Genomic DNA, 26,281 nt, shown 5'->3' on the forward strand with positions numbered 1-26,281 from the left:
CTTCTCAGGTGAGTATACCCCGAAGGAGGATTTCCCTCAAACGTTCCGGCTCGGCGTGGCTGGCGCAGGAGGCGGTGTCCAGGCAAAGGACCAGGTAGCGGAGGTGGGTGTCCTTGCCCCCCACCGGGTGGCGGAAAAAGCCGAGGGCGCTTCCCGAGAGGTGGCGGCGGCAGGCTTCGCACACCTGGGGGCCATGGGCGGTGCCGGGGAGGGGTTCCAGTTCCAGCCGGAGCTCCGGGGGGCCCTTCTCCAGGATCACCACCCGGCCTTCCGCATCCCGGTAGTAGAGGATCTCCCCCAAGGGGAGGAGTTCAGGGGAGGTTCCTGGAAAGAGCTCCAGGATCATCTCCCGCTCTTCGTGGTCCATGGCCTTAGCTTAGCCCAAGGCGGGCGAGAAGGGGGGGTAGGAAAAGCCATAGCCCCGCGAGGAAGGCAAAGAGGCTCGCCAGGAGGACCGCCGCCGCCGCCGTGTCCTTCGCCCGCTTGGCCAGGGGGTGGTAGACGGGGCTTGCCAGGTCGGTGAGGGCCTCGAGGGCCGTGTTCACGAGCTCCAAGGAGAGGACCAGGGCGGTTAGGAGGAGGACGGGCACCAGGTTCACCCCAAGCCAAAGGGAGAGGCCCACCGCCAGAAGGCCCAAAAGGACCTCTATGCGAAAGTTCCGCTGCACCCGCCAGGCGTAGACCACGCCCTCCCAGGCGTAGCCGAAGGAGCGCGCCACCCCCTTTAGAGGGCGAGGATCCTCTCTTGGACGCGGCGGAACCCTTCCCAATCCTCCTCCTTCTGGTGGTCGTGGCCCAAAAGGTGCCATAGCCCGTGGGCCGCCAAGACCAAGACCTCCTCCTCCAGGGAAGCGCCCCGGGCTTCCGCCTGGCGCCTGGCGGTGTCCAGGCTGATCCAGATGTCCCCCAGGTGGGGGGGGACAAAGGGGTCCCCGGGCTCGTAGTGGGGGAAGGAGAGGACGTCCGTGGCCTCGTCCTCCCCCCACCAGGCCCGCTTCAGGGCCCTAAGGCGGCGGTCCCCGCTGAGGATCACCGTCACCCCCTTGTCCCCCACGCCGAGCTCGGTCATGAGGGCCGCCAGCGCCCGGCGAAGCCGGGGCCTAAGGCCTTTGGGAGGGCGCTTATTGGCTACGATCGCCACCACGCTCGGCTTCCTCGTAGGCCTTGATGATGCGGGCCACCAGGGGGTGGCGCACCACGTCGGACTCTTTGAAGTAGATAAAGGCGATGCCCTCAATCCCCTTGAGGATGCGGGTGGCCTCAATGAGGCCCGACTTCTGGTGCTTGGGCAGGTCAATCTGGGTCACGTCCCCCGTGATGACCATCTTGGAGGAGAAGCCCATGCGGGTGAGGAACATCTTCATCTGCTCGGGGGTGGTGTTTTGCGCCTCGTCCAGGATGATGAAGGCGTCGTTTAAGGTCCGTCCCCGCATGAAGGCCAGGGGGGCCACCTCAATGATGCCCGACTGCAGGTACTGTTCAAAGCGCTCGGCGTCAATCATGTCAAAGAGGGCGTCGTAAAGGGGCCGGAGGTAGGGGTCCACCTTGGCTTGGATGTCCCCGGGCAAAAAGCCCAGCTTCTCCCCCGCCTCCACCGCCGGCCGGGTGAGGACGATGCGCTTCACCTTGCGGGCGCGGAGGTGGCTTACCGCCATGGCCACGGCCAAGTAGGTCTTCCCCGTGCCGGCGGGGCCGATGCCGAAGGTGATGTCGTGCTGGGCGATGGCTTCCACGTACCGCTTCTGGCCCGGGGTCTTGGGGCGAAGCCGCCCGGGAAGGCCGAGCTCCGTTTCCGGGGTGGTGGCCTGGTAAAGCCCCTCCCCCCCTTGCGCCAGGGCCACCGCCTGCTCCAGGGTGGGCTCGTCCAGCTCGGCCCCTTGCCTAAGGAGGGCGAGGAGGTCCCTAATGGACCGCTCGGCCACCGCCACCGCCTCGGGGTCGCCGGAAAGCTCCACCTGCTCCCCGCGCACCACAAGCCGAAGCCGCTCCCCGAAGGCCTCGCGGAAAAGGGCCCTAAGCTTCTTTAGGTTCTTGTCCGCATGGCCCAGGAAGGCCAGGGTTTCCTCGGGTTTTAGGGGGATCACAAGCCTTTGGGCTTCTTCAGGATTTCGTGCCATATCACCCCTTTGAGCAAGCTTTCCCGGTCCGTGGCGAGAAGGCGTTTCTTGGCGGGCTTTTCCCGCACTTCCTCCGCTATATCCTCCCGGAAGCGAACCTCCAAGCGCTCCCGTCCCGGTGTTATGGTCCTTTCCAGGCTTTCCCCTTCCCGGGAGGGTGGGGGGCTTGGGGGCAGGGCGGGCTTGGGCTTCGGCCTGGGTTTGGGCCTGGCCTTGGGCCTAGGGGGCTCGGGCAGGGGCAGGTCCTCGGGGAAGACCGGCGGGGCCTGGGGGCTTCTCCGCAACCCCTGCAGGGCGGGGAGGACGATGAAGAAGAGGAGAAAGAGGAGGCCCAAAAGGTCGTCCAGGCTCATTCCTCACCCTCGGGTTTGGCGGCGCGGCTGATGGATTCCCGCATGTCCGTGTCCGCCTCAATGTTCTTGAGGCGGTAGTAGTCCATGACCCCTAGGTTCCCTTGGCGCAAGGCTTCCGCCAGGGCTAGGGGCACCTGGGCCTGGGCCTCCACCAGCTTGGCCCGCATGGCCTCCACCAGGGCCCGGTTCTCCTGCTCCGCCGCCACGGCCATGGCCCGGCGCTCCTCTGCCTTGGCCTGGGCGATCTTCTTGTCCGCCTCCGCCTGGTCAATCTGAAGCTGCGCCCCGATGTTCTTGCCCACGTCCACGTCGGCGATGTCCACGGAGAGGATCTCAAAGGCGGTGCCGGCGTCCAGGCCCTTTTCCAGGACGGTCTTGGAGATGCGGTCGGGGTTTTCCAGGACCTCCTTGTGGGAGTTGGCGCTGCCGATGGTGGTCACGATGCCTTCCCCCACCCGGGCGATGATGGTTTCCTCCCCGGCCCCGCCCACCAGGCGGTCAATGTTGGCCCGCACCGTGACCCGGGCGGTGGCCAGAAGCTGGATCCCGTCCTTGGCCACGGCGGCCACCATGGGGGTCTGGATCACCTTAGGGTTCACGGAAACCCGGACCGCCTCCAGGACGTCCCGCCCCGCCAGGTCTATGGCCGCCGCCCGATCAAAGGTGAGCTTGATGCCCGCCTTGTCGGCGGCGATGAGGGCGTCCACCACCCGGTCCACGTTGCCTCCCGCCAGGTAGTGGGCCTCGAGGCGGTCCAGCCGCACGTCCAGCCCCGCCTTGGTGGCCTTGATGAGGGGGTAGATGATCTTGGCCGGGGGCACGCGCCTAAGGCGCATGGCCACCAGGGTCAGGAGGGGCACCCGTACCCCCGCCGCCCAGGCGGAGATCCAAAGGCCTACCGGGATGAAGCTAAAGAAGAGGAAGACGAGGACGAGGACCAAAAAGGCCAGAAAGAGTACGCCGAGTCCTTCCATACTATTCCTCCAAAGGTTCCACCAGCACCGTGGGACCCCGCACCTCCACCACCCGTATGGCCGTGCCCTTGGGGATGAAGCCCCGGTGGGCCACCACGTCCACGCGCTTGGCGCCAAACCGCCCCACGCCCCCGGGGCGGAGGTCGGTGAGGGCTACCCCCACCGAGCCCACCTCCACCGCTTCCTCCGTGGCGTGGGCGGCGATGGCGCTTTCCAACACCAAGGCCCGGGCGGGCCGCGTCCTGGGCAGGTAGCGGAAGACCACCAGGAGGCCAAGCCCCAAGGCGATCACGGCGATGGCCAGGACCAAAAGGGCGTTCTCCCCGAAGGTGAAGTAGACGGAGGCCAGAATGGACCCCACGCCCAAGGCCCCGGCCAGGCCAAAGCCGGGGAAGAGGAAGGCTTCCGCCAAAAGGAGCACCACCCCCAGGAAGAAGAGGAGGAGCTCAAAGGCCCCGGAAAGCCCCGCAAGCCACCCCCCGGCGAAGTAAAGGGCCAAGAAGGCGAGGCCCAAGGCCCCCATGACGCCAAAGCCCGGGGTGAAGAGCTCTATGAGGAGAAGGAGAAGCCCAAGGGCGAGGAGGAGGCCGGCCACGGCGGAGCTCGTGAGGAAGCGGGCCACCTGGACCCTAGGCCCCGGCTCCAGGCGCTCCGTTTCCGGGCTGAGGCCCGCCTGCCTGAGGGCTTCTGGGAGGCTTGCCGCCTTGAAGTCCGCCACCTTGAGCTCCACCGCCTTGTCGGCGGAGAGGGTTAGGGGTTCTCCCTTGGCGGAAAGCCCGGGGACCTCCACGTTGGGGTCCACCATGGCCTCGGCGAGCTCCGTGGGCCGCCCCCGGGCCTCGGCCACGGCGCGGAACTTGCCCTTGAGGGCGGAGATGACCTTCTGGTCCGCCGCCTGGGGCTGGCCGAGGGGCGGGGCCACCAGGGGCAGGGCGGCCCCGATCTCCGAGCCTGGGAGCATGGCCACCTGGCGGCAGGCGAGGGCGATGAGGGCCCCGGCGGAGAAGGCGTTTTGCACCACGGCCAGGGTGGGGAGGGGGGTTTGCAGGATGCGGTCGGTGATGCGGATGGCGGCGTCCACCCGGCCCCCCGGCGTGTCTATGAGGAAGGCCACGCCGCTTGCCCCTTCCCGTTCCGCCCGGGAGAGGGCCTCTTCCACGAAGACCGCCAGGGCCGGGTCAATCTCCCCTTGGATGGGGATGAGGTAGGTCTTCCCCCATGCCAGGGAGAGGAGGAAGGCTAGGGCTAGGAGCCTTTTCACCGCCCTCATTCTATACGGCCCCCGGGAAGGAGTGTGGGCTATGCTGAAGGGGATGTTGCGCCTTGCCGTCCTGGGCCACCCCGTGGCCCACTCCCTCTCCCCGGCCATGCACCGCTACGCCCTGGAAAGCCTGGGCCTTAGGGGGAGCTACGAGGCCTGGGAGACCCCTTCGGAGGCCTTGCCCGATAGGCTTTCCGCGGTGCGGCGGGGTTTTCGGGGGGTGAACCTCACCATTCCCCTGAAGGAGGCGGCCTTGGCCCACTTGGACTGGGTTTCCCCGGAGGCCAAGGCCATTGGGGCGGTGAACACCGTGCTCCAGGTGGAGGGGAGGCTTCTTGGCTTCAACACGGACGCCCCCGGGTTCTTGGCCGCTTTGGAGGCGGGGGGGATACCCCTCGAGGGCCCCGCCCTGGTCCTGGGGGCGGGGGGGGCGGGGCGGGCCGTGGCTTGGGCGCTTAGGGAGGCGGGCCTCGAGGTCTGGGTTTGGAACCGCACCCCCGAGCGGGCGGAGGCCTTGGCGGCGGAGTTCGGCCTGAAGGCCGTGCCCCTCTCGTGGGCCAGGAGGGCCCGGCTTCTCGTGAACGCCACCCGGGTGGGCCTGGAGGATCCCGAGGCCACCCCCCTTCCCGAAGCGCTCCTCCCCGAGGAGGGGGCGGCGGTGGACCTGGTCTACAGGCCCCTTTGGACCCGCTTCCTCAAGGAGGCGAAGGCCCAGGGGTTAAGGGTGCAGACCGGGCTTCCCATGCTGGCCTGGCAGGGGGCCTTGGCCTTCCGCATCTGGACGGGCCTCCTCCCCGACCCCAAGGGCATGGAGGAGGCGGCCTTAAAGGCCTTAGGGGAGCCATGCGCCTGACCCTGGCCGAGCCCGTCTTCCACGAGGAAACCATCCAGAAAAGCCGCTTCATCGCCAAGGCGGCGCCCGTGGCCTCGGAAGGGGAGGCCCGGGCTTTTTTGGAACGAAACCGGGAGGAGGCGGCCACCCACAACTGCTTCGCCTACAAGATCGGCCACCTTTACCGCTTCTCGGACGATGGGGAGCCTACGGGAACGGCGGGCAAGCCCATCCTCCACGCCATTGAGGCCCAGGGCCTGGACGGGGTGGCGGTCTTGGTGGTGCGCTACTTTGGCGGCGTCAAGCTTGGGGCCGGGGGGCTCGTGCGGGCGTACGGGGGGGTGGCGGCGGAGGCGCTCAGGTGGGGGAAAAAGGTGCCCTGGGTGGAGTGGGCGGAGGCCACCTTCCTCGTCCCCTTCGCCGAGCTAGGCCGGGTCTACCCCTTGGTGCGGGACCAGGTGGTGGGGGAAAGCCACGGCCAGGAGGGGGTTCTCCTGCGCCTCCGGCTTCCCCAGGAGGCCCTCCCTTCCCTGGAGGCGGCGCTACGGGAGGCCACCCGGGGGAAGGCCCGTAGAATGTGAGGGATGCTTCCCCTCTTTGAGCCCAAGGGCCGGGTGCTCCTGGTGGACGGCCACCACCTGGCCTACCGCAACTTTTTCGCCCTCAAAGGGCTCACCACGAGCCGGGGCGAGCCGGTGCAAGGGGTCTACGGCTTCGCCAAAAGCCTCCTCAAGGCCCTGAAGGAGGACGGGGACGTGGTCATCGTGGTCTTTGACGCCAAGGCCCCCTCTTTCCGCCACGAGGCCTACGAGGCCTACAAGGCGGGCCGGGCCCCCACCCCGGAGGACTTTCCCCGGCAGCTCGCCCTCATAAAGGAGCTGGTGGACCTCTTGGGGCTGGAGCGCCTCGAGGTCCCGGGCTTTGAAGCGGACGATGTCCTCGCCACCTTGGCCAAGCAAGCGGAGCGGGAAGGGTACGAGGTGCGCATCCTCACCGCCGACCGGGACCTCTTCCAGCTCCTTTCGGACCGCATCGCCGTCCTCCACCCGGAAGGGCACCTCATCACCCCGGGGTGGCTTTGGGAGCGGTACGGTCTGAAGCCGGAGCAGTGGGTGGACTTCCGCGCCCTGGCCGGCGACCCCTCCGACAACATCCCCGGGGTGAAGGGAATCGGGGAGAAGACCGCCCTGAAGCTCCTCAAGGAGTGGGGGAGCCTGGAAAACCTCCTCAAGAACCTGGACCATGTGAAGCCTCCTTCCGTAAGGGAGAAGATCCTCGCCCACCTGGACGACCTCAGGCTCTCCCAGGAGCTTTCCCGGGTGCGCACGGACCTCCCCTTGAAGGTGGACTTTAAAAAGCGGCGGGAGCCCGATAGGGAAGGGCTTAAGGCCTTCTTGGAGCGGCTTGAGTTTGGAAGCCTCCTCCACGAGTTCGGCCTCCTGGAAAGCCCCCTTCCGGCGGAGGAGGCCCCATGGCCGCCGCCGGAAGGGGCCTTTTTGGGCTACCGCCTTTCCCGGCCCGAGCCCATGTGGGCGGAGCTTCTTGCCTTGGCGGCGAGCGCCAAGGGCCGGGTTTACCGGGCGGAGGAGCCCTATGGGGCCCTAAGGGGCCTGAAGGAGGTGCGGGGGCTTCTTGCCAAGGACCTCGCCGTCTTGGCCCTAAGGGAGGGCCTGGACCTTCCCCCCACGGACGACCCCATGCTCCTCGCTTACCTCCTGGACCCCTCCAACACCACCCCCGAGGGCGTGGCCCGGCGGTATGGGGGGGAGTGGACGGAGGAGGCGGGGGAGCGGGCGGTGCTTTCCGAAAGGCTCTACGAGAACCTCCTTGGGCGCTTGAGAGGGGAAGAGAAGCTCCTTTGGCTTTACGAGGAGGTGGAAAAGCCCCTCTCCCGGGTCCTCGCCCACATGGAGGCCACGGGGGTGAGGCTGGACGTGGCCTACCTCAAGGCCCTTTCCCTGGAGGTGGCGGAGGAGATGCGCCGCCTGGAGGAGGAGGTCTTCCGCCTGGCGGGCCACCCCTTCAACCTCAATTCCCGCGACCAGCTGGAAAGGGTGCTCTTTGACGAGCTCGGCCTTCCCCCCATCGGCAAGACGGAGAAGACTGGGAAGCGCTCCACGAGCGCCGCCGTCCTCGAGGCCCTGCGGGAGGCCCACCCCATCGTGGAAAAGATCCTTCAGTACCGGGAACTGGCCAAGCTCAAGGGCACCTACATTGACCCCCTTCCCGCCCTGGTCCACCCCAAGACGGGGCGGCTCCACACCCGCTTCAACCAGACGGCCACGGCCACGGGCCGCCTTTCCAGCTCCGACCCCAACCTGCAGAACATCCCCGTGCGCACCCCCTTGGGCCAAAGGATCCGCCGGGCCTTCGTGGCCGAGGAGGGGTACCTGCTCGTGGCCCTGGACTATAGCCAGATTGAGCTCAGGGTCCTGGCCCACCTCTCGGGGGACGAGAACCTCATCCAGGTCTTCCAGGAGGGCCGGGACATCCACACCCAGACGGCGAGCTGGATGTTCGGCCTGCCGGCGGAGGCCATAGACCCCCTCATGCGCCGGGCGGCCAAGACCATCAACTTCGGCGTCCTTTACGGCATGTCCGCCCATCGGCTTTCCCAAGAGCTCAGCATCCCCTACGAGGAGGCGGTGGCCTTCATTGACCGCTATTTCCAGAGCTACCCCAAGGTGAAGGCCTGGATTGAAAGGACCCTGGAGGAGGGGCGGCAGAGGGGGTATGTGGAAACCCTCTTCGGCCGCAGGCGCTACGTGCCCGACCTCAACGCCCGGGTAAAGAGCGTGCGGGAGGCGGCGGAGCGCATGGCCTTTAACATGCCCGTGCAGGGCACCGCCGCCGACCTGATGAAGCTCGCCATGGTGAGGCTTTTCCCCAGGCTTCCCGAGGTGGGGGCGCGGATGCTCCTCCAGGTGCACGACGAGCTCCTCCTGGAGGCGCCCAAGGAGCGGGCGGAGGCGGCGGCGGCCCTGGCCAAGGAGGTCATGGAGGGGGTCTGGCCCCTGGCCGTGCCCCTGGAGGTGGAGGTGGGCATCGGGGAGGACTGGCTTTCCGCCAAGGGCTAGAAGAGGGCGTAGGCCGCCATCCCGAGGAGGACGCTCAGCCCTAGGCGGCGGGAAAGCCGAAAGGCCAAGGAAACCACAAGAAGGGCGGCCAGGGTCTTGGCCCAAAGCCAAGAGGGGGGCGGCCCGAAGGCGGATACCAGGAAGAGGGCCACCGCCAAGGCGGGCCCCGCCTGGCCCGGGGAAGGGCCCCTTTCCCCCCGCCAGGGGAGATAGCGGAGGAGAAGGGTGCCCAAGGCCAGAACCAGGATGGGGATCAAGGCCGCCTCCACAAGAAGCCCAAGACGCCCGCCAAGACGAGCCCCCAGGCGGTCTGGCCCAGGAGGTGGAGGGCGAAGGCCAAAAGCCCGGCGCCCAGGGCCACGGGGTTCCGCAAATGGGGCAGGGCGAGGAGCAGGAAAAGGGCGGGGAGGGCAAAGGAAAGGCCTTCCTCCGCCCCCGGGAGCCCTTTTAGCCCGGCGGCGCCGAAGACGCCCAGGAGGGTGCCCAGGTTCCAGGCCAAATAGGCCCCGAGGCCGAGGCCTAGGAAAAACCCCGTGCGGGCGGGTTCGGGAAGGCCGGGAAGGGACTTTAGGGCCACGGCGAAGACCTCGTCGGTAAGGAAAAAGGCCAGGACGGGATGGCCTGCCAGGTAAGGTCTAAGGGCTGGCCCGTAGAAGGCGTGGCGCAGGTTTAGGAGAAGGGCCACCCCTACGGCGAGCCAGGGGGAGGCTCCTTCCGCCAGGAGGCCGAGGAAGGCGAACTGGCTCGCCCCGGCGAAGACAAAGAGGGAAAGGAGCGCTACGGCCCAGGGGGCAAGCCCCGCGCTCGCTCCGGCCATGCCGAAGGCCACGGCCACGGGGAAGTACCCCAAGGCCACGGGCCAGGCGGCGAGAAGCCCCTGGCGCAAAGGGCTTGGTGTGGACGGCGGGAGGGCGGCCATGGGGGGATTTTATAAAGGGGGTGGGGTATAGTGGGCCGGATGAGGCGCTACTTCGGTACGGATGGGGTGCGGGGGGAGGCGGGCAAGCACCCCCTTACCCCGGAGTTCGTCCTGAGGCTAGGCCAGGCGGCGGGGGCGTACTTCCGGAAGGAAGCGGCGAGGCCGGTGGTCCTCCTCGCCAAGGACACCCGGGAGTCCTCGGACCTCCTGGAGGCCGCCTTGGCGGCAGGCCTCCTTTCCCAAGGGGTGCGGGTGGAGCACCTGGGGGTGCTCCCCACCCCGGGGGTGGCCCACCTCACGAGGCGGCTTGGGGCCACCGCCGGGGCCATGATCTCGGCGAGCCACAACCCCTACCAGGACAACGGCATCAAGTTCTTTGGCCCCGCTGGGGAGAAGCTTCCCGACGAGGCGGAGGAGGCCATAGAGGCGCTACTGGAGGAGGCCCACCCCACCCGGGGCATCGGCACGGTGGGGGACTTCCGGGAAGCGGAAAGGATGTACCTGGACTTCCTCTTGGAACATGCCCCGGACCTTTCGGGCCTCAAGGTGGGCCTGGACCTGGCCCACGGGGCCACCTACCGGGTGGGGCCGAAGCTCTTCCAGAGGGCGGGGGCTGAGGTCATGGCCTTCTTCAACACCCCCGATGGGCGCAACATCAACAAGGGGTGCGGCTCCACCCACCCGGAGGCCCTAAGCCGCTTCGTGGTGGAGCTGGGCCTGGACCTGGGCATCGCCTTTGACGGGGACGGGGACCGGGCCCTTTTCGTGGACCGGAGGGGCCGCCTCTTCCACGGGGACCACGTCCTCTACCTGGCCGCCTTGGCCTTTGGGGAGAAAGGGGTGGTGGGGACTGTGATGAGCAACATGGGCCTCGAGGTGGCCCTCAAGGAAAGGGGCATCGCCTTCCACCGGGCGCAGGTGGGGGACCGGTACGTGCTGGAGATGCTCAAGGAAAAGGGCCTTTACCTTGGGGGGGAGCCCTCGGGGCACGTGATCTTCCGCCGCCACCACACCACGGGGGACGGGCTTTTCACCGCCCTCATGGTGTTAGGGGCCCTAAAGCGCATGGGCGGGGACCTGGCCGACTGGTACGAGGCCCTTCCCCTCTACCCGCAGGTCCTGCTCAACGTGAAGGTGGCGGATAAGGCCAAGGTGGTGGCCCATCCCAGGCTCAAGGAGGCGGTGGCCGAGGCCGAGGCCAGGCTCCAAGGGAGGGGCCGGGTGAACGTGCGCCCCTCGGGCACCGAGCCCTTGGTGCGGGTCATGGTGGAGGCGGAGGAGGGGGCGGAGGGCTTGGCCGAGGAGCTCGCCGCCCTGGTGAGGGCTTTGGACCAGGGGTGAGGAGCCCCAAGGGTTATCCTTGCGTTTTTAGCGTCGCAATGCCCAATTAGCAAGGATAGGGTACCCTGCCGCCTCCGACCCCTCCTCCATGCCCGCCTGGAAGAGGTCCCGGTGGTGGTCCTCACAGGACCCCGGCAGGTGGGCAAGACCACCTTGGCCTTGGCGGTGGGGGAGGAGCGGAAGGCCCTCTATCTGGAATTGGAGTCCGAGGCGGACCGGCCCGGCTAAGCGATCTGGAGGGCTAAACCTGGGCCTGGATGGGCGCACGGTCAACCCCTACTTGGACGTGCTGGTAGACCTTTACCTGCTCCGGCGCCTTCCGCCTTTGCAGGCCAACGTGGGCAAGCGCCTGGTGAGGTCGCCCAAGATCTACCCGATAGCGGTCTGGTGCGCGCCCTTCTCCACATCCCCGACCTCGAGGCCCTGCTGGCCCACCCCGTGGTGGGGGCGAGTTGCGAGGGCTTTGTCCTGGAAAACCTCCTGCGCGTCTTGCCCGAGGGGGAGGTGGGTGGCGGTGGAGGGGAAGCGGAGCCTGTCCCCCCCAGGCGGCCTAGGTGGTCTACCCCGGGAAAGAGGCCTTCCCCCGTGGGAGGGGGTTTGGGCCACGCCCCTCAAGGCCTTGATGGAAACCCTTTGGCGGGGTGGATAGGGGTGCGGATGGGGATACCCTTCCCCAAGGCTTGGGATAAGCTAAGGCCATGTACGGCCGGGCCCATTTGGAGGAGCGCCTGAAGCGGGCCCTGGCCGAGGCCCTCCAGGGCCTCGAGGACCCCCGGCTCTTCCTCCTCACCGTGGAGGCGGTGCGGCTTTCCCCCGACGGGCAGGTCCTCACCGTCTACGTGGAGGCCTTCGCCGAGGAGGAAAAGGCCCTGGCCGCCTTGGAGCACGCCAAGGGGAGGCTCCTTTCCGCCCTGGCGGAAAGGGTGCGCCTCCGCCGCCTGCCCCGGCTAGCGTTTGTGCCATGGAGACCACAACCCTCCTAAAGGTCCGCTACGCCGAAACCGACCAGATGGGGGTGGTGCACCACTCCGTCTACGCCGTTTACCTGGAGGCGGCCCGGGTGGATTTTCTGGAGCAAGCGGGGCTTCCCTACCACGCCATTGAGGCCCGGGGCGTCTATTTCCCCGTGGTGGAGCTTGGCCTCACCTTCCGCGCCCCGGCCCACTTCGGCGAGGTGGTGGCGGTGAAAACCCGGCTTGCCGGCCTTTCCCGGCGCGACCTCCGCTTCGCCTACCGGGTGGAGCGGGAGGGCCTGCTCTTGGCGGAGGGCTACACCCGCCACGTCTGCCAGGTGGGGGAAAGGGCGGGGCGTATTCCGGAGGACCTCTACCAAGCCTTGAGTGTGCTACACTTAGGGTAGCATTTTGGGCATGGACCCCTTCACCCTCTTTGAACGGCACATCAACCCTGGGCTCGCTGGGCTTCTCCGCTTTACCGGCCTTGACCGCATTGAGTCCCACGCCGAAGGCCCTTACGTCTGGGACACCACGGGCAAGCGCTACCTGGACTTCCTGGGGCTTTACGGCACCCTGAACCTGGGGCACCGCCACCCCAAGGTGGTGGCGGCGGTGGAGGCCCAACTGAGGCGCATGCCCATGTCCGTGCGGGTTCTGGTTTCCGAGCCCACGGCCCGGCTTGCCGCCAAACTGGCGGAGATCACCCCCGAGGGCCTGGAGATGGTCTTCTTCGGCAACTCTGGGGCCGAGGCGGTGGAGGCGGCCATCAAGCTGGCCCGGGCCTACACGGGGAAGCCCGGCATCGTCACCACCCAAGGGGGCTTCCACGGCAAGACCATGGGGGCCCTTTCCCTCACCCCCAAGCCCGAGTACCAGGACCCCGCCAAACCCCTCCTTCCCGGGGTCAAGGTGGTGCCCTATGGGGACCTCGAGGCCCTGGAGGCTGCCATAGACGAGGAAACCGCCGCCGTCATCGTGGAGCCCATCCAGGGGGAAGGGGGGATCCGGGTTCCCCCGGAAGGGTACCTGAGGGGTGTCAGGGAGCTTACCCAAAGGCGGGGCGTCCTCATGATCGCCGACGAGGTGCAGACCGGCCTCGGCCGCACCGGGAAGCTTTTTGGGGTGGACTGGGAAGGGGTTTCCCCCGACCTCATGACCCTAGCCAAGGCCTTAGGGGGTGGGGTGATGCCCATCGGGGCCTGCGTGGGCCGGCGGGAGGTCTTTGAGGTCTTCAAGCAAAACCCCCTCTACCACTCCTCCACCTTCGGCGGCAACCCCCTGGCGGCGGCGGCGGCCCTGGCGGCCATTGAGGTCACCTTGGAGGAGAGGCTTCCCGAGAGGGCCTTGGAGGTGGGGGGCTACCTCATGGAGGGGCTCAAGGCCCTGCAAACGGAGTTCCCCCACCTCATAGAGGACGTGCGGGGCCGGGGGCTGATGCTGGGCATAGAGTTCACCGACGCCGACATCGGGGCCTTGGTGGTGGCGGAGCTGGCCGAGCGGGGGGTCATCACCGCCTTCGGCCTCAACAACCCCAAGGTGGTGCGCCTCGAGCCCCCGCTCATCATCGGCAAGGAACACGTGGACGAGGCCCTGTCCGCCCTCTCCGAGAGCTTGAAGGCCACGGAGAAGGCCTTGGAGGGCCTCCTAGGTTAGAATGCAAGAAACACTTCTAGAGTTTTTCAAAAAGACGGGTAGGCCCCACCGCCTGGAGGAGATCCTCAGGCGCTTCGGCCTGGAAAAGCGCGAGGCCAAAGCCTACCTCAAGGCTTTGGTGCGGGAAGGGCTTTTGGAGAAGCGGGGAAGCCAGTACTTCCTCCCCGCCAAGGTGGTGGGCTCCCTTAGCCTCCACCGGGACGGCTACGGCTTCGTGCGGCTTCCGGAAAAGGACCTCTTCATCCCCCCTGGCTACACCCTGGACGCCTGGCCCGAGGACCTGGTGGAGGCCCGCATCATGCCCCCGGGGCGGGACGGCAGGCCTTGGGGCGTGGTGGAGCGGGTGCTCAAGCGGGCCAGGGAGCGGGTGGTGGGCACCTTGGACTTCCGCCGGGGCTACGCCGTCCTCGTCCCCGACGAGCCGGGCCTCCCCGAGCTCAGGCTTCTCCCGGAAGGGCTCCACGGCCTCAAGCGGGGAAGCCGCATCGTGGTGAAGGTCCACTACGGCAAGCGCCCTTACGGGGAGTTCTTGGAGTACCTGGGGGAAGGGGACGCCCCGGAGACGGAGACCGAGGCGGTCATCGCCAAGTACGGCCTGAGGGCGGAGTTCCCCGAGGAGGTCCTCAAGGAGGCGGAGGCCATTCCCCTGGAGATCCCGGAAGCGGAGCTTAGGAGGCGGCAGGACTTCCGCTCCCTTCGGGTCTTCACCATTGACGGGGTGGACGCCAAGGACTTTGACGACGCCATCCACATTGAGAGGCTTCCCCGGGGTTACCGGGTGGGCGTCCACATCGCCGACGTTTCCCACTACGTGAAGGAGGGAAGCCCCTTGGACCAGGAGGCCTTCCTCCGGGGGACGAGCGTCTATTTGCCGGGCCGGGTCCTGCCCATGCTCCCGGAGAGGCTTTCCAACGGGGTCTGCTCCTTGAAGCCTGGGGAGGACCGCCTCACCCTTTCCGTCCTCTTTGACCTCACGGAGGACCTAAAGGTCCAACGGGTCCGCTTCGCCGAAGGGGTCATAAGGAGCGTGGCCCGCCTCACCTACACCGAGGTGGAGGCCTTCGCCGAGGGGTTTGGCCTGCCCGACCATCACGCCTTCTTGGCGGAGGACCTGAAGCTCCTCCTTGACCTCACGGGGCGGCTTAGGGAAAAGCGCTTGGCCGCCGGGGCCCTGGACTTTAGCTTCCCCGAGGTGAAGGTGGAGGTGGAGGAGGGGACCCTCCACCTCATCCCCCAGGAGGAGCCCAGGGCGCGGAGCCTCATTGAGGAGCTCATGCTCCTCGCCAACCAGGCGGTGGCCGAGTACCTGGTGAAGAAGGGCCTTCCTGGCCTCTTCCGGGTGCACGAGGAGCCCTTGGAGGAAGCCTATGGCAAGCTCCGCCTGGCCCTGGCCCGGCTCGGCTACACCTTGCCCGAGGAGGTTTCCTCCCAGGCCTTGCAACGGGTCCTGCTCCAGGCCAAGGGCCGTCCCGAGGAGCCCGTGGTGGCCAATCTGGTCCTCCGCTCCTTGCGCCTCGCCCGCTACGCCGCCGAGAACCTGGGTCACTTCGGCCTTGCCATGGAGCACTACCTCCACTTCACGAGCCCCATCCGCCGCTACCCGGACCTGGTGGTGCACCGGGTGCTCCGGGCTGCCCTGCGCCGCACCTTGACTCCGGCCAAGAAGGCCCGCTGGCTGGAAACCTTTCCCGCCATCGCCGAGCACGCCTCGGAGAGGGAGCGCAAGGCGGAGGCGGCGGAGAGGGAGCTCACCAAGTACTACATGGCCAAGTGGGCGGAGCTCCACGTGGGGGAGCGCTTCACGGGGAAGGTGACGGGGGTGGCGGGCTTCGGGGCCTTCGTCACGCTGAAAAACGGGGTGGAGGGCCTGGTGCGCCTCGAGGCCCTCGGGCCCTACACCTATAGCGAGGAGGCCCTGGCCCTCCTGGGCCCCAAGGGGAAGCGCATCCGCCTGGGGGACGAGATGGAGGTGGTGATCGCCGGCGCCAACCCCCGGCTACGGCAGATTGACCTGGTGCCCTACCGGGAAGAAGAGGCCCCCAAGAAGGGGGCTAGGGGAAAGGAGGTGGATATGCGCAAAGTGGTAGGACCACCCAAGGAAAAGGCGCGGGACACGCGGCCCGAGCGGGCCACCGTGGAAACGGTGTACTTTGGGGAGTGGCAACCCAGGGAAAACCGGGAAACCCGTCCCGTGGACACCCGGGCCCGGAAGCGGCGCCGGCGCCGCTAGGCAAAGGCCAGGGTGCCCGCCCCCACGGCGCTTAGGGTGGGGGCCTCGAGGTCCAGGCGGCAGGCCAGGACCTCGCCCTTTTGGCCCTGGAGGAGGGGGCTGAGGCTCGCCACCACCTCCGTGGCGTCCACCCGGGTAGGGTTCGCCCCCAGGTGGGCCAAGGCGGCCTCCGGCTCCCCTTGGGCCAGGCGCCCCAGGAAGCCCAAATCCCGCCGCCGCGCCTCCTCCGCCAGGGGGCGGGAGAGGGGCTTGTCCCCGAAGCGGGGCCCCACGTGGGAGAGGTCCACCGCCAGGACCAAAAGGCCCGGGTGCTCCGAAAGGACCGCCTTCAGGGCCTCGCCCAAGGCCGCCGTCCTTTGCCCCACCAGGAGGGGGAGGAAGCGGGCCTTGGGGAAAAGCCCTTTGAGGAAGAAGAGGGGAAGCTCTAGGCTATGCTCCTCCCGGAAGGCCAAGGGGGTGTTGAAGAGCTCAAAGGGCAGGAGGGCGTCCAGGGCCTGGAGGGCGGGGAGGTCCGGCTCCGCCGGGCCAAAGGGGGTGTGGAAGGGCACGGGGAGGGCGGCCGCCCGTTCCTTCAGGGGCCTATGGGCCACCCCCACCAGGTAGATGCGCTCGGGGGGCGGGGTTCTTTCCAGGCTGGCCAGGGCCGCCCCGTAGGCCTCGGGCACGCGGCTTGGCTCCAGGTGGGGGAGGAGGAGGGCCCTAGCGGGCGGAGCCTCCCCCGAGAAACTGGCCCGGAAGGCTTCCAAAAAAGCCCGGGCCTCCTCCTCCCTTTCCGGGTAGGAGAGCCCGGCGAGGCGCATGGGCCTTTCCCGCTTGAGCTTTTCCTCTTCCTCCTTGAGCCTCGCCTCCACCTTTTCCGTGAGGAGAAGCCCCGCCTCCTCCAGGGCGCGGGCGAGCTCCTCTAGCTCTTGCAAAGGCACGATGACCCCGTGGGCCTTGAAGACCTCCTCCCGCACCTCCTCCAGGGTGCGCCCCTCCATGAGGGAGAGGAGGAAAAGCCCCCCCTCCGTGAGGGCCAGGGGCTTCTCGTAGACCCCGTAAGGGTCCCGCAGGAGGAAGCCCCCTTCTATGGGGGTGATCTCGGGCGTGCGTAGCCTAAGCCGGCCTTCCACCCTTCCAATATAGGAGAAAGGCCTCCGCCTCCTCGCGGCTTCCCACCCTCCCCTCCGCCTGGGCGAGGAGGAGGGCCTCGAGGGCCCTTCCCACCTCGGGGCCCGGCCTTAGGCCCAAAAGGGCCATGACCTCCTCCCCGGAGAGGAGGGGCTTTTGCGGCAAGGGTTCTGCCATGGCCTCCTGGAAGCGCTCTAGGAGTTCCCAGGCCTCCGCCTCCACCTTTTTGGCCCCCAGGCGGTCCGCCGCCATGAGGTAGAGGAGGTGGGGGAGGAGGTCTTGGCGCTTGAGGAGGAAGCGGCGGAGGGCCCCTTTCTCCTCGGGGGGGCGGTCCATGTGCCGGCGCACCAGGGCGGCCACCTTCTCCTGCACCTCCTTGGGGAAGCGGAGCCAGGAAAGGGCCGCCTTGGCCACCTCGGCCCCCACGTCCGCATGGCCCAGGAAGCGGTACCGCCCCACCTCGGGGTCAAACCGGCGGGTGAGGGGCTTCCCCACATCGTGGTAGAGGGCGGCCAGGCGGGCCTCGAGGGGGGCGTGGGGCCAGAGCCAGAGGAGGTGGAAGAGGACGGAGAGGGTGTGCCGCCAGGCGTCCAGGTGGTGCACCCCGCCCTGGACGTGGCCCACGAGGGGGGTGAGCTCGGGGAGGTAGACCGCCAGGAGCCCAAGCCGCTCCAGGAGGGCGAGGCCGAAGGCCGCCCGGGGGGAAAGGAGGAGCTTGGCGAGCTCCTCCTGCACCCTTTCCCGAGCGGGGAGGGCCTCGGGGTGGGCCTGGAGGTGGCGGGCGTGGCGGCGGAGGGCCTCCCGGGTGGCCTCGGGGAGGCCCAGGCCTAAGGTGGCGGCAAGCCGCACGCCCCGGAGGCTCCGGAGGGGGTCCGCGTAGAGGTTTTCCTCCTTGACGGGCACCAGGACCCTCTTCTTTAGGTCCCTTTCCACCCCTTCCAGGCCGAAGATGGCCCCGTCTTTCCAGAGGAGGGCGTTCAGGCGGTAGTCCCGCCGGAGGAGGTCGGCCTCTAGGCTCCCTTCCAGGGGGGTGAAGTCCAGGGTGAGGCCCTGGGCCACCAGGCGGTAGTGGCCCCGCGCCGCATCCAAGGGGAAGAGGCTTCCCCCAAGGCGGCCTTGGGCCTCCTTCGCCGCCCTTTCCGGGTCCATGGCCACGTAGTCCAGGTCCTTGGGCCTAAGGCCCAAGAGGAGGTCCCGAAGAGCCCCTCCCACGGGGAAGGCCCCCTTGGGGGTATAAAAGGGGAAGTCCCTATGGCGCACCAGGCGAAGCACCCCATCATTATCGGCATCACCGGCAACATCGGGAGCGGCAAAAGCACCGTGGCCCGCCTCCTTAGAGCCTGGGGCTACCCCGTCTTGGACCTGGACCTCCTGGCGGAAAGGGCCAGGGAGAACAAGAAGGAGGAGCTTAGGCGCCTTTTCCCCGAGGCCTTTCGGGGCGAGGCCCTGGACCGGAGGGCCTTGGGGAGGCTCGTCTTCGCCCACCCGGAGAAGCTTCGGGCCCTGGAGGACCTCCTCCACCCGGAGATCCGCCGCCTCCTGGAGGAAGAACTGGCCCGCCTCCAGGCCCCCCTCGTCTTCCTGGAGATTCCCCTCCTCTTTGAGAAGGGGTGGGAGGGGAGGCTGGACGCCACCCTCTTGGTGGCCGCCCCCTGGGAGGAACGCCTTCGGCGGGTGGTGGCCCGCTCGGGGCTTAGCCCCGAGGAGGTCCTGGCCCGGGAACGGGCGCAGATGCCCGAGGAGGAGAAGAGGAAACGGGCCACCTGGGTGGTGGAGAATGCGGGGAGCCTCGAGGACCTGGAAGGGGCCCTCAGGCGGGTTCTCGCCGACATCGGGGAGCGCTTTGGGGTAAGGTAAGGCCATGCGGGTGGCGCTCATCTCGGGGGCGAGCCGGGGCATCGGCGAGGCCACGGCCCGCCTCCTCCACGCCAAAGGGTACAAGGTGGGGCTTTTCGCCCGGGACGGGGAAAGGCTTCGGGCTTTGGCCGAGGCGCTCGGGGAAGGGGCCATGGCCCTCCCCGGGGACGTGAGGCGGCTTGCGGACTGGGAAAGGGCCGTATCGGCCCTGGAAGAGGCCTTCGGTGGGCTTTCCGCCCTGGTCAACAACGCCGGCATCGGCATCATGAAGCCGGTGGCGGAGCTTTCCGAGGCGGAGGTGCGGGAGGTCTTGGAGGTGAACCTCCTGGGGCCTTTCTTGGGCTTAAAGGCCGCCCTCCCCGCCCTCAAGCGGTGGCGGGGCGTGGTGGTGAACGTGGGAAGCCTCGCTGGCAAGAACCCCTTTAAGGGGGGTGCGGCCTACAACGCTAGCAAGTTCGGCCTCTTGGGCCTCATGGGGGCGGCCATGCTGGAGCTAAGGGAGGAAGGGGTGCGGGTGGTGAACGTTTTGCCGGGCTCGGTGGACACGGGCTTCGCCGGGAACACCCCGGGCCAGTCCTGGAAGCTTTCCCCCGAGGACGTGGCCCAGGCCATCCTCTTCGCCCTGGAGATGCCGGAAAGGGCCCTGGTGAGCGAGATAGAGCTCAGGCCCACCCACCCTCCCGCCAAGGCGGGGTAGGCTTAGAACATGTTGCCTCCCAGGCTTCAAGCGGCCCTGGACCTCATCCGCTCCCTGCCCAAGGAGCTCAAGACCGAGGTCCTCCTGGAGTACGCCAAGAAGGTCCCCCCGCCCCCCCAAGGGGTGGAGCTGGAGCGGGTGCACGAGTGCCAGACCCCCTTCTTCCTCCGGGCGGAGGTGGAGGGGGGAAGGGTGCGCCTCCACTTCATGGTTCCCGACGAGGCCCCCACGGTGAAGGCCTTCGCCGGGATTTTGAAGGAGGGCCTCGAGGGCGAACCCCCCGAGGCCGTTCTGGCCGTGCCCCCCTCCTTTTACCGGGGGGCGGGGCTTGAGGAGATCCTCACGCCCCTAAGGCTCAGGGGCCTCGAGGCGGCGCTTCTCCGCCTGCAGGAGCAGGTGCGCAGGGCCCTCTGATGCTTCTCGCCTTTCTGCTCGGCTACCTTCTCGGGGGGCTCCCCATCGCCTACTGGTTCGGGGCCCTTCGGGGGAAGAACCTCCTCCAGGAGGGTTCGGGTAACCCGGGGGCTTTGAACGCCTACCGCCTCCTGGGGCCCATACCCGGCCTCATGGTCCTCTTCCTGGACCTCTTCAAGGGGGTGCTCTCCGTGGCCTTGGGGGAAGGGGCCATGGGAAGCCCCTTAGGGGGGCTTCTCGGGGGCGTGGGGGCGGTGTGGGGGCACGCCTTTTCGCCGTGGCTCCTCTTCCGGGGGGGCAAGGGCTTGGTTCCGGGGGCCGGGGTGCTCCTGGCGGTGGACCCTAGGCTTCTCTTTGGGGCCCTCTTCCTTTTTGCCCTCCTGGCCTCCTTGAGCCGCAGACCCCAGCGTGCCCTTCTGGCCGTGGCCCTAGGCATGCCCATCCTCGCCGCTTGGGTGGGGAAGACCCTGCCCTATCTTTTTTTCGGGCTGGGCCTTGGCCTTCCTGTCGCCCTGCGCCTCTTTCAGGACCGGTCACGTTAGGTGGCTTACCCCGCCCGAAGGTATAGTCTAGGAAGGCGCGGCCTTGGTGGCCGGTTTTTACGTGGGATATTGCTTGGCGGTGAACAAGGGGGCCATAAAGCCCCGAAGGCTAGCCCTCTTTCTATGACAGGAGATACCCGTATGCCTTTAAGGCAGGCCCTCGTCATCTACAAAGGCAAGCCCGCCCTGGCCGAGGAAAAGGGCGACCGGCTGGAGCTCACCCTGGCCACGGGGGAAAGGCTCAAGGTCCGGCCCAAGGACGTCCTCCTCCTCCACCCGGGCCCGGCGGGCCTGGCCCTGGAGGTGCCCCCCGGGGAGGAGGAGGCGGCGTGGGAGCTCCTGCAGGGGGAGGCGGTGAGCCTGAAGGAGCTCGCCGAGCTGGTCTACGGGGCCTACACGCCCGAGACGGCCTTGGGGGCCTACCTCCTTGCCCAGAAGGGGGAGCGGTTCGTGCTGGAGGGGGAAAGGGTTAGGGCCCGCACCGCGGAGGAGCTCGCCGCCTGGCTTGCGGCCAAAAGGGAGAAGGAGGCCCGGGAAAAGGCCTTCCAGGAGGGCATCGCCCGGCTCAAGGCGGGAAGCCCCGCCCCGGAGGACCGCCCCCTCCTCGCCGAGGTGGAGGCCCTGGCCTGGGGCGAGCGGAAGGAAAGCCCCGTGCTGAAGGCCTTGGGCCTCCCCGAAACCCCCGAGGCGGCCCACGCCCTTCTCCTCCGCCTCGGCCTTTGGCGGCGGGAAAACCCCCACCCCAGGCGGCTTGGCCTGCCCCTCGAGGCTCCCCACCTCCCCCTTCCCCCCTTGCCCGAGGAAAGGCGGGAGGACCTCACCCACCTCCCCGCCTTCGCCATTGACGACGAGGGGAGCCAGGACCCCGACGACGCCCTCTACGCCGAGCGGGTGGAAGGGGGTTTCCGCCTCCTGGTGCACGTGGCGGACGTGGCCGCCCTGGTGGCCCCGGGAAGCCCCCTGGACCGGGAGGCCCTGCGCCGGGGGGCGAACCTCTACCTCCCCGAGGGCACCGTGCCCATGCTTCCCCCGGAGGCCACGGCCCTTTTGGGCCTGGGCCTACAACCGGTTTCCCCAGCCCTCACCTTTGAGCTTTGGGTTTCCGAGGAAGGGGAGCTCCTTGAGGAGCGGATTTTCCCGAGCTGGGTGCGGGTGGAAAGGCTCACCTACGCCGAGGCCCTGGGCCATGGCGGGCTTTCCCCCTTGCGGGAGGTGGCGGAGGCCTTCCGCAGGCGGCGCCTCGCCCAAGGGGCCCTGGAGATCTCCCTCCCCGAGGTGAAGGTGCGGGTGGAGGGGGAAAGGGTGCGCATCACCCCCCTTCCTCCCTACGAGAGCCGCATCTGGGTGCGGGAGGCCATGCTCCTTGCGGGCTACGCCGCCGCCCACCTGGCCTTCCGGGAGGGGCTCCCCTTCCCCTACGCCACCCAGGAGGCTCCAAGCCGCAGGGTGGAGGGGGAGGGCCTCGCCGCCATGTGGGAGCAGCGGAAGACCCTGAAGCGGGCCCAGCTCAAGGCCACCCCTGCCCCCCACAAGGGCCTTGGCCTTCCCCTCTACGCCCAGGTGACGAGCCCCTTGCGGCGCTACCTGGACCTGGTGGCCCACCAGCAACTGAGGGCCTGGCTCAAAGGGGAGAAGCCCCTTTCCCAAGGGGAGCTTTTGGAGCGGGTGGGGGCGGCGGAGGCGGTGGCGGACGCCGTGCGTGAGGCGGAGCGCAAGAGCAAGCTCCACTGGACCCTCCTTTACCTCCAAGAGGAGGGGTACGAGGGGGTGGGGGTCTTGGTGGAGCGGCGGGGCGGGCAGGGGGTCTTCCTCCTCCCCGAGCTCGGCCTTTCCGCCCAGGTGGCCCTTCCCCGGCCCCTTCCCCTAAACGCCGAGGCCCGCCTCCGCTTCCTGGAGGCGGACCTGGCTGCCCTCGAGGCCCGCTTCGCCCTGGTCTAGCTACATGTGCTCAATGAGGGCCCGCCCGAACTCGCTCGTCTTGAGGAGGGTGGCGGGCTTGCCCTCCGCCAGCAGGAGGCGGTGGAAGTCGTAGGTGACGAGCCCCTTGGCGATGGTGCGCTCCATGGCGGCGAGGATCAGGTCCGCCGCCTCGTTCCAGCCCAGGTAGCGGAGCATCATCTCCCCGGAGAGGATCACGCTGCTGGGGTTCACCTTGTCCTGGCCCGCGTACTTGGGGGCGGTGCCGTGGGTGGCCTCAAACACGGCGTGGCCCGTCTGGTAGTTGATGTTGGCCCCGGGGGCGATGCCGATGCCCCCCACCTGGGCCGCCAGGGCATCGGAGATGTAGTCCCCGTTGAGGTTCAGGGTGGCGATGACGGAGTACTCGTCGGGCCGGAGGAGGATCTGCTGCAGGAAGTTGTCGGCGATCATGTCCTTGATGACGATCTCCCGGCCCGTGCGGGGGTTCTTCAGGACGTGCCAGGGGCCGCCGTCCAGGGGCACCGCCCCGTACCGTTCCCGGGCCAGGGCGTAGCCCCACTCCCGGAAGGCCCCTTCGGTGAACTTCATGATGTTGCCCTTGTGCACCAGGGTGACGCTGGGGAGGTCCTCCTTGATGGCGTAGTCAATGGCCGCCGCCACCAGGCGCTCCGTGCCCTCCTTGGACACGGGCTTGAGGCCGATGCCGGAGGTTTCCGGGAAGCGGATTTTGGCGTAGGCCTTGGGGAACTCCCGCTTGAGGAAGTCCAGGACCTTCCTGACCTCCTCGCTCCCCGCCGGCCACTCAATGCCGGCGTAGATGTCCTCCGTGTTCTCCCGGAAGATGACCATGTTCACCAGCTCCGGGTGCTTCACCGGGCTCGGCACCCCCTGGAACCAGCGCACGGGGCGCACGCAGGCGTAGAGGTCCAGCTCCTGCCTTAGGGCCACGTTGATGGAGCGGATGCCGCCCCCCACGGGGGTGGTCAGGGGGCCCTTGATGGCCACCAGGTACTCCCGGATGAACTCCAGGGTTTCCTCGGGAAGCCAGATGGGCTCCCCGTAGACCTGGTTGGCCTTCTCCCCGGCGTAGATTTCGGCCCAGGCGATTTTGCGCTTCCCCCCGTAGGCCTTTTCCACGGCGGCGTCTAGGACGGGCTTGGCCGCTCTCCAGATGTCGGGGCCGGTGCCGTCCCCTTCAATGAAGCCGATGATGGGCCGGTCGGGCACCTGCAAGGTGCCCCCTTGGATGGTGATCCGTTCGCCGTCCTCCGGAATCCGGATGTGTTTGTAGCCCATGGCTACCTCCGGGCCCTAGCATACCGCTACCCTGGGGGAAAAGTGTCCTAGACTCTTCCTATGCCCGAGGCCATGGTGGTGGGGGCGGGGATTGTGGGGGCGGCCTGCGCCTATCGGCTTGCGGAGGCGGGGCTTAGGGTCTTGGTCCTGGAGAAGGAGGCCACCTTCGCCCAAGGTTCCACGGGAAGGAGCGCGGGCGGGGTGCGGGTGCAGTTTTCCGAGCCCCTCAACGTCCTCCTTTCCTACCATTCCATCCTGGAATACCGGGAGGTGGAGGAGGCCCATTACCGGCCCATCGGCTACCTCTTCCTGGTGCCAGAAGGCCTAAAGGAAGTCCAGGAGGAGGCCCTAAGGACCCAGGAGGCCCTGGGTGTGCCCGTGCGGCGGCTTTCCCTGCCCGAGGCCCAGGAACTGGTGCCCTTCTGGGAAGAGGGCCTTGCCTTCGCCACCTACGGCCCCCTGGACGGGGTCATTGACCCCCACGGGATGACGGGCTTTTACCTGCGGGAGGCCCGCCGGCTTGGGGCCGAGGTGCGCTTCGGGGAGGCCGTCCTTTCCGCCAAGCGGGAAGGGGGGGTGTGGTGGGTGGAAACCCCTAAGGGGCGGTACGAGGCCCCCTACCTCCTCCTCTGCACCGGGGCCTGGACGGTGGAGGTGGGGAGGCGGTTGGGCCTGGACCTTCCCGTCTACCCCGTGCGGCGCATGGTCTACGCCACCGCCCCCCTGGGCCACGCTCCCCTCTACCCCCTCACCATAGACCTGGCCACGGGCTTTTACTTCCGTCCCGAGGGGGAAAGGCTCCTTTTGGGCCGCTCCAACCCGGACGAGCCCCCGGGCTTCCGGGAGGGGGTGGACTGGGCCTGGCTTGGGCCCACCTTGGAGGCGGGCCTCGCCCGCTTCCCCTTCCTGGAGGGCCTTGCCCTGGACCGGAGGGCGAGCTGGTTCGGCTATTACGAGATGACCCCCGATGCCAACCCCCTCCTGGGGCCCGTGGAGGAGGGGCTTTGGGTGGCGGCGGGCTTCTCCGGCCACGGGGTGCAGCAGGCGGCCATGGTGGGGCGGCTCATGGCGGAGGAGATCGCCCACGGGGGGGCGAGGACCTTGGACCTAAGCCCCTTCCGCCCCCAGCGCTTCCGGGAGGGAAGGCTTGTGCGGGAAAGGGGAATTGTCTAGCGGGCAAAGAGGGTGAGGAGGGCCAGGGCGGCGGCCAGGGCGGTGAAATAGAGCATGAGGCGGTTTAGGGCGGTGTTGATTTCCGCCTTGACCTCTTGGCGGAGGCTGGTGATTTCCGCTTTCATCTCCTGGCGGAGGCTGGTGGTTTCCGCTTTCATCTCCTGGCGCAGGCCGGTAAACTTCTCCTCCATTTCCCTCTGGAGGGCGGCGATTTCCGCCTTGACCTCTTGGCGGAGGCTTGCGATATCGGCTTTCAGCTCCTGGCGCAAGCCGGTGAATTTCTCCTCCATCTCCCTCCGGAGGCCGGCGATTTCCGCCTTTACTTCCTGGCGGAGGCTTGCGATTTCCTCCTTCACCTCCTGCCGCAGGAGGTCCATGCGGTGCTCCAGGGAGGAAACCCGGTCGGGGAGGGTGGCCATGACCCCCTCCACAATGCCCTCCAGCTTGTAGAGGCGTTCCTCCGTGGTCATTGCCCTTAGAGTAGCACGGGGCGTTCGGTTAGGATGAGGGAGTCCTTCGGGGCGGAAAGGGGTTGGCATGCGGGCATTCGTTTGGGTTTGGGCGCTCTTGGGCCTGGCCCTGGGCCAGGGGGTGGTGAAGGGGCTTGGCGAGAGGGACCTGGAAGCTCTCCTGCGCCAGGCGGGCATTCCCTTTGCGCGCACGGACCAAGGGGAGTACCGGTTGGAGATGGCAGGCCTTAAGAAGGTCTGGCTCTACCTGGACTACTGCCAAGAGGAGGTGTGCGGCATCCTTTCCTTAAGCGCCGGCTTTACCCTGGACGAGCCCCCTTCCTGGGAGGTGGTGAACGCCTGGAACCGGGAGCGCCGCTTCAGCCGGGCCTACCTGGACGAAGAGGGGGACGTGTGGCTGGAGGCGGACCTGGACCTTACGGGTGGGGTAAGCCTGGGGGCGGTGCTGGTCTTCTTGGAGCTTTTTGCTGAGGAGTCCTTGCCGGAGTTCATGGACCACATTGGCTTTAGCCCCTAGGCCAAAGGGAAGCCGCCAGCCCTGTCCCCCGGCTGGGGCGGCAAGAACCTAGCGTCCAGGGATAAGAAAGCGAAATAGCCCCCGAAAGGGGGCTTCTCCTTTGCCAGGAGAGGGGCAAGGGTGGCCTGGGGTTTAGGGCTCTGCGAGCGGTATTGCTAGGGCAACCGGTACCTGCGCCCGCTGGCGCTCACGACCTCCACCTGGGGGGTTCCATTCCCCAAATCCTGTACTACGCAGAAGGTGACCGTAGCCCCGGGAGGGGGAACGGAGTAGCTTCCCGCCGTATAGCCTTGGGTGCAGTCGCCGGTTACCACAAGGCGGTTGGGTTGCTCGGCCAAGTAAGCCCAAGCGGCTTTAAAGACGTTTTGGCCGTGGGTTAGAGCAGCTCGGTCCTGGGATGCTTTCCAGGAGGTGGACAGGCTGGTCACAAAAGTAGTTGCAATAAGACCAATTATGAAAATGGCAACCAAGAGTTCCAACAAAGTAAACCCTCTAGTTGGGCTCGCCATGTGATCTATTCTAACCCAAGTTGCTACCTATCCCCTGGATCTGAAAAAATAGTGGCCGCTATG

At 67.8% G+C, this 26,281-nt stretch carries 31 protein-coding genes; 17 read left to right on the forward strand and 14 right to left on the reverse strand.

What is annotated here, in order from left to right; translation table 11 throughout:
* Nucleotides 1-4 precede the first annotated feature (4 nt).
* From L0C60_RS09830 to L0C60_RS09860, 7 genes are read right to left on the reverse strand one after another with little or no spacing between them, the layout of a single operon-like run.
* A complete protein-coding gene (locus L0C60_RS09830; protein ID WP_071676327.1) occupies nucleotides 5-367 on the reverse strand; it encodes a hypothetical protein in 363 nt (120 codons plus the stop codon).
* Nucleotides 368-371: 4 nt separating this feature from the next.
* Entirely contained in the window at nucleotides 372-770 is a 399-nt protein-coding gene (locus L0C60_RS09835) for a diacylglycerol kinase family protein (protein ID WP_243092704.1), read from the reverse strand.
* Entirely contained in the window at nucleotides 725-1,144 is a 420-nt protein-coding gene (ybeY, locus tag L0C60_RS09840) for an rRNA maturation RNase YbeY (protein ID WP_071676325.1), read from the reverse strand. Before ybeY ends, L0C60_RS09835 begins: the two co-directional genes overlap by 46 nt.
* Nucleotides 1,122-2,117: a PhoH family protein gene (locus L0C60_RS09845; protein ID WP_071676324.1), complete on the reverse strand. Its 996-nt coding sequence runs from the start codon at nucleotides 2,115-2,117 to the stop codon at nucleotides 1,122-1,124. Before L0C60_RS09845 ends, ybeY begins: the two co-directional genes overlap by 23 nt.
* Nucleotides 2,081-2,470 (reverse strand): hypothetical protein, encoded by a 390-nt coding sequence (locus tag L0C60_RS09850; RefSeq protein WP_071676323.1) that lies wholly within the window; start codon nucleotides 2,468-2,470, stop codon nucleotides 2,081-2,083. Before L0C60_RS09850 ends, L0C60_RS09845 begins: the two co-directional genes overlap by 37 nt.
* Nucleotides 2,467-3,444, reverse strand: a complete 978-nt coding sequence (floA, locus tag L0C60_RS09855) for a flotillin-like protein FloA (protein ID WP_243092705.1) — start codon at nucleotides 3,442-3,444, stop codon at nucleotides 2,467-2,469. The genes L0C60_RS09850 and floA overlap by 4 nt, the downstream gene beginning before the upstream one ends.
* Before the next feature lies 1 nt (nucleotide 3,445).
* Entirely contained in the window at nucleotides 3,446-4,714 is a 1,269-nt protein-coding gene (locus L0C60_RS09860; protein ID WP_234505530.1) for an NfeD family protein, read from the reverse strand.
* 43 nt (nucleotides 4,715-4,757) lie between these two features.
* Between L0C60_RS09860 and aroE the strand changes: the two genes are divergently transcribed.
* Genes aroE through polA form a run of 3 tightly spaced genes read left to right on the forward strand, consistent with a single transcriptional unit; the run spans nucleotide 4,758 to nucleotide 8,614 of the window.
* A complete protein-coding gene (aroE, locus tag L0C60_RS09865; protein WP_234505533.1) occupies nucleotides 4,758-5,558 on the forward strand; it encodes a shikimate dehydrogenase in 801 nt (266 codons plus the stop codon).
* Nucleotides 5,549-6,118: an IMPACT family protein gene (locus L0C60_RS09870; RefSeq protein ID WP_234505536.1), complete on the forward strand. Its 570-nt coding sequence runs from the start codon at nucleotides 5,549-5,551 to the stop codon at nucleotides 6,116-6,118. Before aroE ends, L0C60_RS09870 begins: the two co-directional genes overlap by 10 nt.
* Before the next feature lie 3 nt (nucleotides 6,119-6,121).
* On the forward strand, nucleotides 6,122-8,614 hold the full coding sequence (gene polA / locus L0C60_RS09875; RefSeq protein WP_234505539.1) for a DNA polymerase I: 2,493 nt from the start codon (nucleotides 6,122-6,124) through the stop codon (nucleotides 8,612-8,614).
* Here the strand turns inward: polA and L0C60_RS09880 are convergent.
* Entirely contained in the window at nucleotides 8,611-8,871 is a 261-nt protein-coding gene (locus L0C60_RS09880; protein WP_234505542.1) for an AzlD domain-containing protein, read from the reverse strand. The genes polA and L0C60_RS09880 overlap by 4 nt on opposite strands.
* On the reverse strand, nucleotides 8,868-9,500 hold the full coding sequence (locus L0C60_RS09885) for an AzlC family ABC transporter permease (protein ID WP_341474662.1): 633 nt from the start codon (nucleotides 9,498-9,500) through the stop codon (nucleotides 8,868-8,870). Before L0C60_RS09885 ends, L0C60_RS09880 begins: the two co-directional genes overlap by 4 nt.
* A gap of 72 nt (nucleotides 9,501-9,572) precedes the next feature.
* On the opposite strand from L0C60_RS09885, the gene glmM reads away from it, so the two are divergent.
* The 7 genes from glmM to rnr all read left to right on the forward strand — a co-directional run bounded on the left by glmM (nucleotide 9,573) and on the right by rnr (nucleotide 15,713).
* Nucleotides 9,573-10,874: a phosphoglucosamine mutase gene (gene glmM / locus L0C60_RS09890; protein ID WP_243092707.1), complete on the forward strand. Its 1,302-nt coding sequence runs from the start codon at nucleotides 9,573-9,575 to the stop codon at nucleotides 10,872-10,874.
* A 114-nt stretch (nucleotides 10,875-10,988) separates the two neighbouring features.
* Complete coding sequence (locus tag L0C60_RS12920) at nucleotides 10,989-11,102, forward strand: AAA family ATPase (RefSeq protein WP_243092708.1); 114 nt, start codon at nucleotides 10,989-10,991, stop codon at nucleotides 11,100-11,102.
* Between the two features lie 58 nt (nucleotides 11,103-11,160).
* On the forward strand, nucleotides 11,161-11,523 hold the full coding sequence (locus L0C60_RS12995; protein WP_479729388.1) for a hypothetical protein: 363 nt from the start codon (nucleotides 11,161-11,163) through the stop codon (nucleotides 11,521-11,523).
* A 49-nt stretch (nucleotides 11,524-11,572) separates the two neighbouring features.
* A complete protein-coding gene (gene rbfA, locus L0C60_RS09900; RefSeq protein WP_243092709.1) occupies nucleotides 11,573-11,857 on the forward strand; it encodes a 30S ribosome-binding factor RbfA in 285 nt (94 codons plus the stop codon).
* On the forward strand, nucleotides 11,836-12,234 hold the full coding sequence (locus L0C60_RS09905; RefSeq protein WP_243092710.1) for an acyl-CoA thioesterase: 399 nt from the start codon (nucleotides 11,836-11,838) through the stop codon (nucleotides 12,232-12,234). The genes rbfA and L0C60_RS09905 overlap by 22 nt, the downstream gene beginning before the upstream one ends.
* A 4-nt stretch (nucleotides 12,235-12,238) precedes the next feature.
* A complete protein-coding gene (locus L0C60_RS09910; protein WP_243092711.1) occupies nucleotides 12,239-13,483 on the forward strand; it encodes an aspartate aminotransferase family protein in 1,245 nt (414 codons plus the stop codon).
* 1 nt (nucleotide 13,484) lies between these two features.
* A complete protein-coding gene (gene rnr, locus L0C60_RS09915; RefSeq protein WP_243092712.1) occupies nucleotides 13,485-15,713 on the forward strand; it encodes a ribonuclease R in 2,229 nt (742 codons plus the stop codon).
* On the opposite strand, the gene amrB is transcribed toward rnr, so the two are convergent.
* Together amrB and L0C60_RS09925 are read right to left on the reverse strand one after the other, a co-directional pair.
* Nucleotides 15,710-16,825 carry an AmmeMemoRadiSam system protein B gene (amrB, locus tag L0C60_RS09920; protein ID WP_243092713.1) on the reverse strand — a complete coding sequence of 372 codons (1,116 nt, stop codon included), beginning with the start codon at nucleotides 16,823-16,825 and terminating at the stop codon, nucleotides 15,710-15,712. The genes rnr and amrB overlap by 4 nt on opposite strands.
* Nucleotides 16,809-18,095 (reverse strand): HDIG domain-containing metalloprotein, encoded by a 1,287-nt coding sequence (locus L0C60_RS09925; protein ID WP_234505566.1) that lies wholly within the window; start codon nucleotides 18,093-18,095, stop codon nucleotides 16,809-16,811. Before L0C60_RS09925 ends, amrB begins: the two co-directional genes overlap by 17 nt.
* Here L0C60_RS09925 and coaE point away from each other — a divergent pair.
* From coaE to L0C60_RS09950, 5 genes are all read left to right on the forward strand, one after another.
* Nucleotides 18,075-18,680 (forward strand): dephospho-CoA kinase, encoded by a 606-nt coding sequence (gene coaE / locus L0C60_RS09930; RefSeq protein WP_234505569.1) that lies wholly within the window; start codon nucleotides 18,075-18,077, stop codon nucleotides 18,678-18,680. The genes L0C60_RS09925 and coaE overlap by 21 nt on opposite strands.
* Before the next feature lie 4 nt (nucleotides 18,681-18,684).
* The gene (locus L0C60_RS09935; protein ID WP_234505572.1) at nucleotides 18,685-19,377 is read left to right on the forward strand and encodes an SDR family oxidoreductase; all 693 of its coding nucleotides are present in this window, start codon (nucleotides 18,685-18,687) and stop codon (nucleotides 19,375-19,377) included.
* A 9-nt stretch (nucleotides 19,378-19,386) separates the two neighbouring features.
* The gene (locus L0C60_RS09940; protein WP_234505574.1) at nucleotides 19,387-19,791 is read left to right on the forward strand and encodes a SufE family protein; all 405 of its coding nucleotides are present in this window, start codon (nucleotides 19,387-19,389) and stop codon (nucleotides 19,789-19,791) included.
* Nucleotides 19,791-20,333, forward strand: a complete 543-nt coding sequence (locus L0C60_RS09945; protein WP_234505577.1) for a glycerol-3-phosphate acyltransferase — start codon at nucleotides 19,791-19,793, stop codon at nucleotides 20,331-20,333. The genes L0C60_RS09940 and L0C60_RS09945 overlap by 1 nt, the downstream gene beginning before the upstream one ends.
* Nucleotides 20,334-20,474: 141 nt before the next feature.
* Nucleotides 20,475-22,271: an RNB domain-containing ribonuclease gene (locus L0C60_RS09950; protein ID WP_234505580.1), complete on the forward strand. Its 1,797-nt coding sequence runs from the start codon at nucleotides 20,475-20,477 to the stop codon at nucleotides 22,269-22,271.
* Here L0C60_RS09950 and icd read toward each other — a convergent pair whose 3' ends face one another.
* Nucleotides 22,272-23,549, reverse strand: a complete 1,278-nt coding sequence (gene icd / locus L0C60_RS09955; RefSeq protein ID WP_234505583.1) for an NADP-dependent isocitrate dehydrogenase — start codon at nucleotides 23,547-23,549, stop codon at nucleotides 22,272-22,274.
* A gap of 60 nt (nucleotides 23,550-23,609) precedes the next feature.
* On the opposite strand from icd, the gene L0C60_RS09960 reads away from it, so the two are divergent.
* On the forward strand, nucleotides 23,610-24,722 hold the full coding sequence (locus tag L0C60_RS09960; RefSeq protein WP_243092714.1) for an NAD(P)/FAD-dependent oxidoreductase: 1,113 nt from the start codon (nucleotides 23,610-23,612) through the stop codon (nucleotides 24,720-24,722).
* Here L0C60_RS09960 and L0C60_RS09965 read toward each other — a convergent pair.
* On the reverse strand, nucleotides 24,719-25,192 hold the full coding sequence (locus L0C60_RS09965; protein WP_234505597.1) for a DUF1640 domain-containing protein: 474 nt from the start codon (nucleotides 25,190-25,192) through the stop codon (nucleotides 24,719-24,721). The two genes, L0C60_RS09960 and L0C60_RS09965, sit on opposite strands and share 4 nt — an antisense overlap.
* 67 nt (nucleotides 25,193-25,259) lie before the next feature.
* Here L0C60_RS09965 and L0C60_RS09970 point away from each other — a divergent pair, with 67 nt between their 5' ends.
* The gene (locus L0C60_RS09970) at nucleotides 25,260-25,709 is read left to right on the forward strand and encodes a YbjN domain-containing protein (RefSeq protein WP_243092715.1); all 450 of its coding nucleotides are present in this window, start codon (nucleotides 25,260-25,262) and stop codon (nucleotides 25,707-25,709) included.
* A 155-nt stretch (nucleotides 25,710-25,864) separates the two neighbouring features.
* Here the strand turns inward: L0C60_RS09970 and L0C60_RS09975 are convergent, their stop codons facing one another.
* On the reverse strand, nucleotides 25,865-26,218 hold the full coding sequence (locus L0C60_RS09975) for a type II secretion system protein (protein WP_243092716.1): 354 nt from the start codon (nucleotides 26,216-26,218) through the stop codon (nucleotides 25,865-25,867).
* Between the last annotated feature and the right edge of the window lie 63 nt (nucleotides 26,219-26,281).

The sequence above is a fragment of the Thermus hydrothermalis genome, assembly GCF_022760925.1.
GTDB lineage: Bacteria > Deinococcota > Deinococci > Deinococcales > Thermaceae > Thermus > Thermus hydrothermalis.

Excerpts from the sequence above, each read along its gene's own strand:
- L0C60_RS09830 (WP_071676327.1), bottom strand. The coding sequence starts at position 367 with ATGGACCACGAAGAGCGGGAGATGATCCTGGAGCTCTTTCCAGGAACC.
- L0C60_RS09845 (WP_071676324.1), bottom strand. The coding sequence starts at position 2,117 with ATGGCACGAAATCCTGAAGAAGCCCAAAGGCTTGTGATCCCCCTAAAA.
- L0C60_RS09850 (WP_071676323.1), bottom strand. The coding sequence starts at position 2,470 with ATGAGCCTGGACGACCTTTTGGGCCTCCTCTTTCTCCTCTTCTTCATC.
- floA (WP_243092705.1), bottom strand. The coding sequence starts at position 3,444 with ATGGAAGGACTCGGCGTACTCTTTCTGGCCTTTTTGGTCCTCGTCCTC.
- L0C60_RS09860 (WP_234505530.1), bottom strand. The coding sequence starts at position 4,714 with ATGAGGGCGGTGAAAAGGCTCCTAGCCCTAGCCTTCCTCCTCTCCCTG.
- aroE (WP_234505533.1), top strand. The coding sequence starts at position 4,758 with ATGTTGCGCCTTGCCGTCCTGGGCCACCCCGTGGCCCACTCCCTCTCC.
- L0C60_RS09870 (WP_234505536.1), top strand. The coding sequence starts at position 5,549 with ATGCGCCTGACCCTGGCCGAGCCCGTCTTCCACGAGGAAACCATCCAG.
- polA (WP_234505539.1), top strand. The coding sequence starts at position 6,122 with ATGCTTCCCCTCTTTGAGCCCAAGGGCCGGGTGCTCCTGGTGGACGGC.
- glmM (WP_243092707.1), top strand. The coding sequence starts at position 9,573 with ATGAGGCGCTACTTCGGTACGGATGGGGTGCGGGGGGAGGCGGGCAAG.
- rbfA (WP_243092709.1), top strand. The coding sequence starts at position 11,573 with ATGTACGGCCGGGCCCATTTGGAGGAGCGCCTGAAGCGGGCCCTGGCC.
- L0C60_RS09905 (WP_243092710.1), top strand. The coding sequence starts at position 11,836 with ATGGAGACCACAACCCTCCTAAAGGTCCGCTACGCCGAAACCGACCAG.
- rnr (WP_243092712.1), top strand. The coding sequence starts at position 13,485 with ATGCAAGAAACACTTCTAGAGTTTTTCAAAAAGACGGGTAGGCCCCAC.
- coaE (WP_234505569.1), top strand. The coding sequence starts at position 18,075 with ATGGCGCACCAGGCGAAGCACCCCATCATTATCGGCATCACCGGCAAC.
- L0C60_RS09935 (WP_234505572.1), top strand. The coding sequence starts at position 18,685 with ATGCGGGTGGCGCTCATCTCGGGGGCGAGCCGGGGCATCGGCGAGGCC.
- L0C60_RS09940 (WP_234505574.1), top strand. The coding sequence starts at position 19,387 with ATGTTGCCTCCCAGGCTTCAAGCGGCCCTGGACCTCATCCGCTCCCTG.
- L0C60_RS09945 (WP_234505577.1), top strand. The coding sequence starts at position 19,791 with ATGCTTCTCGCCTTTCTGCTCGGCTACCTTCTCGGGGGGCTCCCCATC.
- L0C60_RS09950 (WP_234505580.1), top strand. The coding sequence starts at position 20,475 with ATGCCTTTAAGGCAGGCCCTCGTCATCTACAAAGGCAAGCCCGCCCTG.
- icd (WP_234505583.1), bottom strand. The coding sequence starts at position 23,549 with ATGGGCTACAAACACATCCGGATTCCGGAGGACGGCGAACGGATCACC.
- L0C60_RS09960 (WP_243092714.1), top strand. The coding sequence starts at position 23,610 with ATGCCCGAGGCCATGGTGGTGGGGGCGGGGATTGTGGGGGCGGCCTGC.
- L0C60_RS09965 (WP_234505597.1), bottom strand. The coding sequence starts at position 25,192 with ATGACCACGGAGGAACGCCTCTACAAGCTGGAGGGCATTGTGGAGGGG.
- L0C60_RS09970 (WP_243092715.1), top strand. The coding sequence starts at position 25,260 with ATGCGGGCATTCGTTTGGGTTTGGGCGCTCTTGGGCCTGGCCCTGGGC.
- L0C60_RS09975 (WP_243092716.1), bottom strand. The coding sequence starts at position 26,218 with ATGGCGAGCCCAACTAGAGGGTTTACTTTGTTGGAACTCTTGGTTGCC.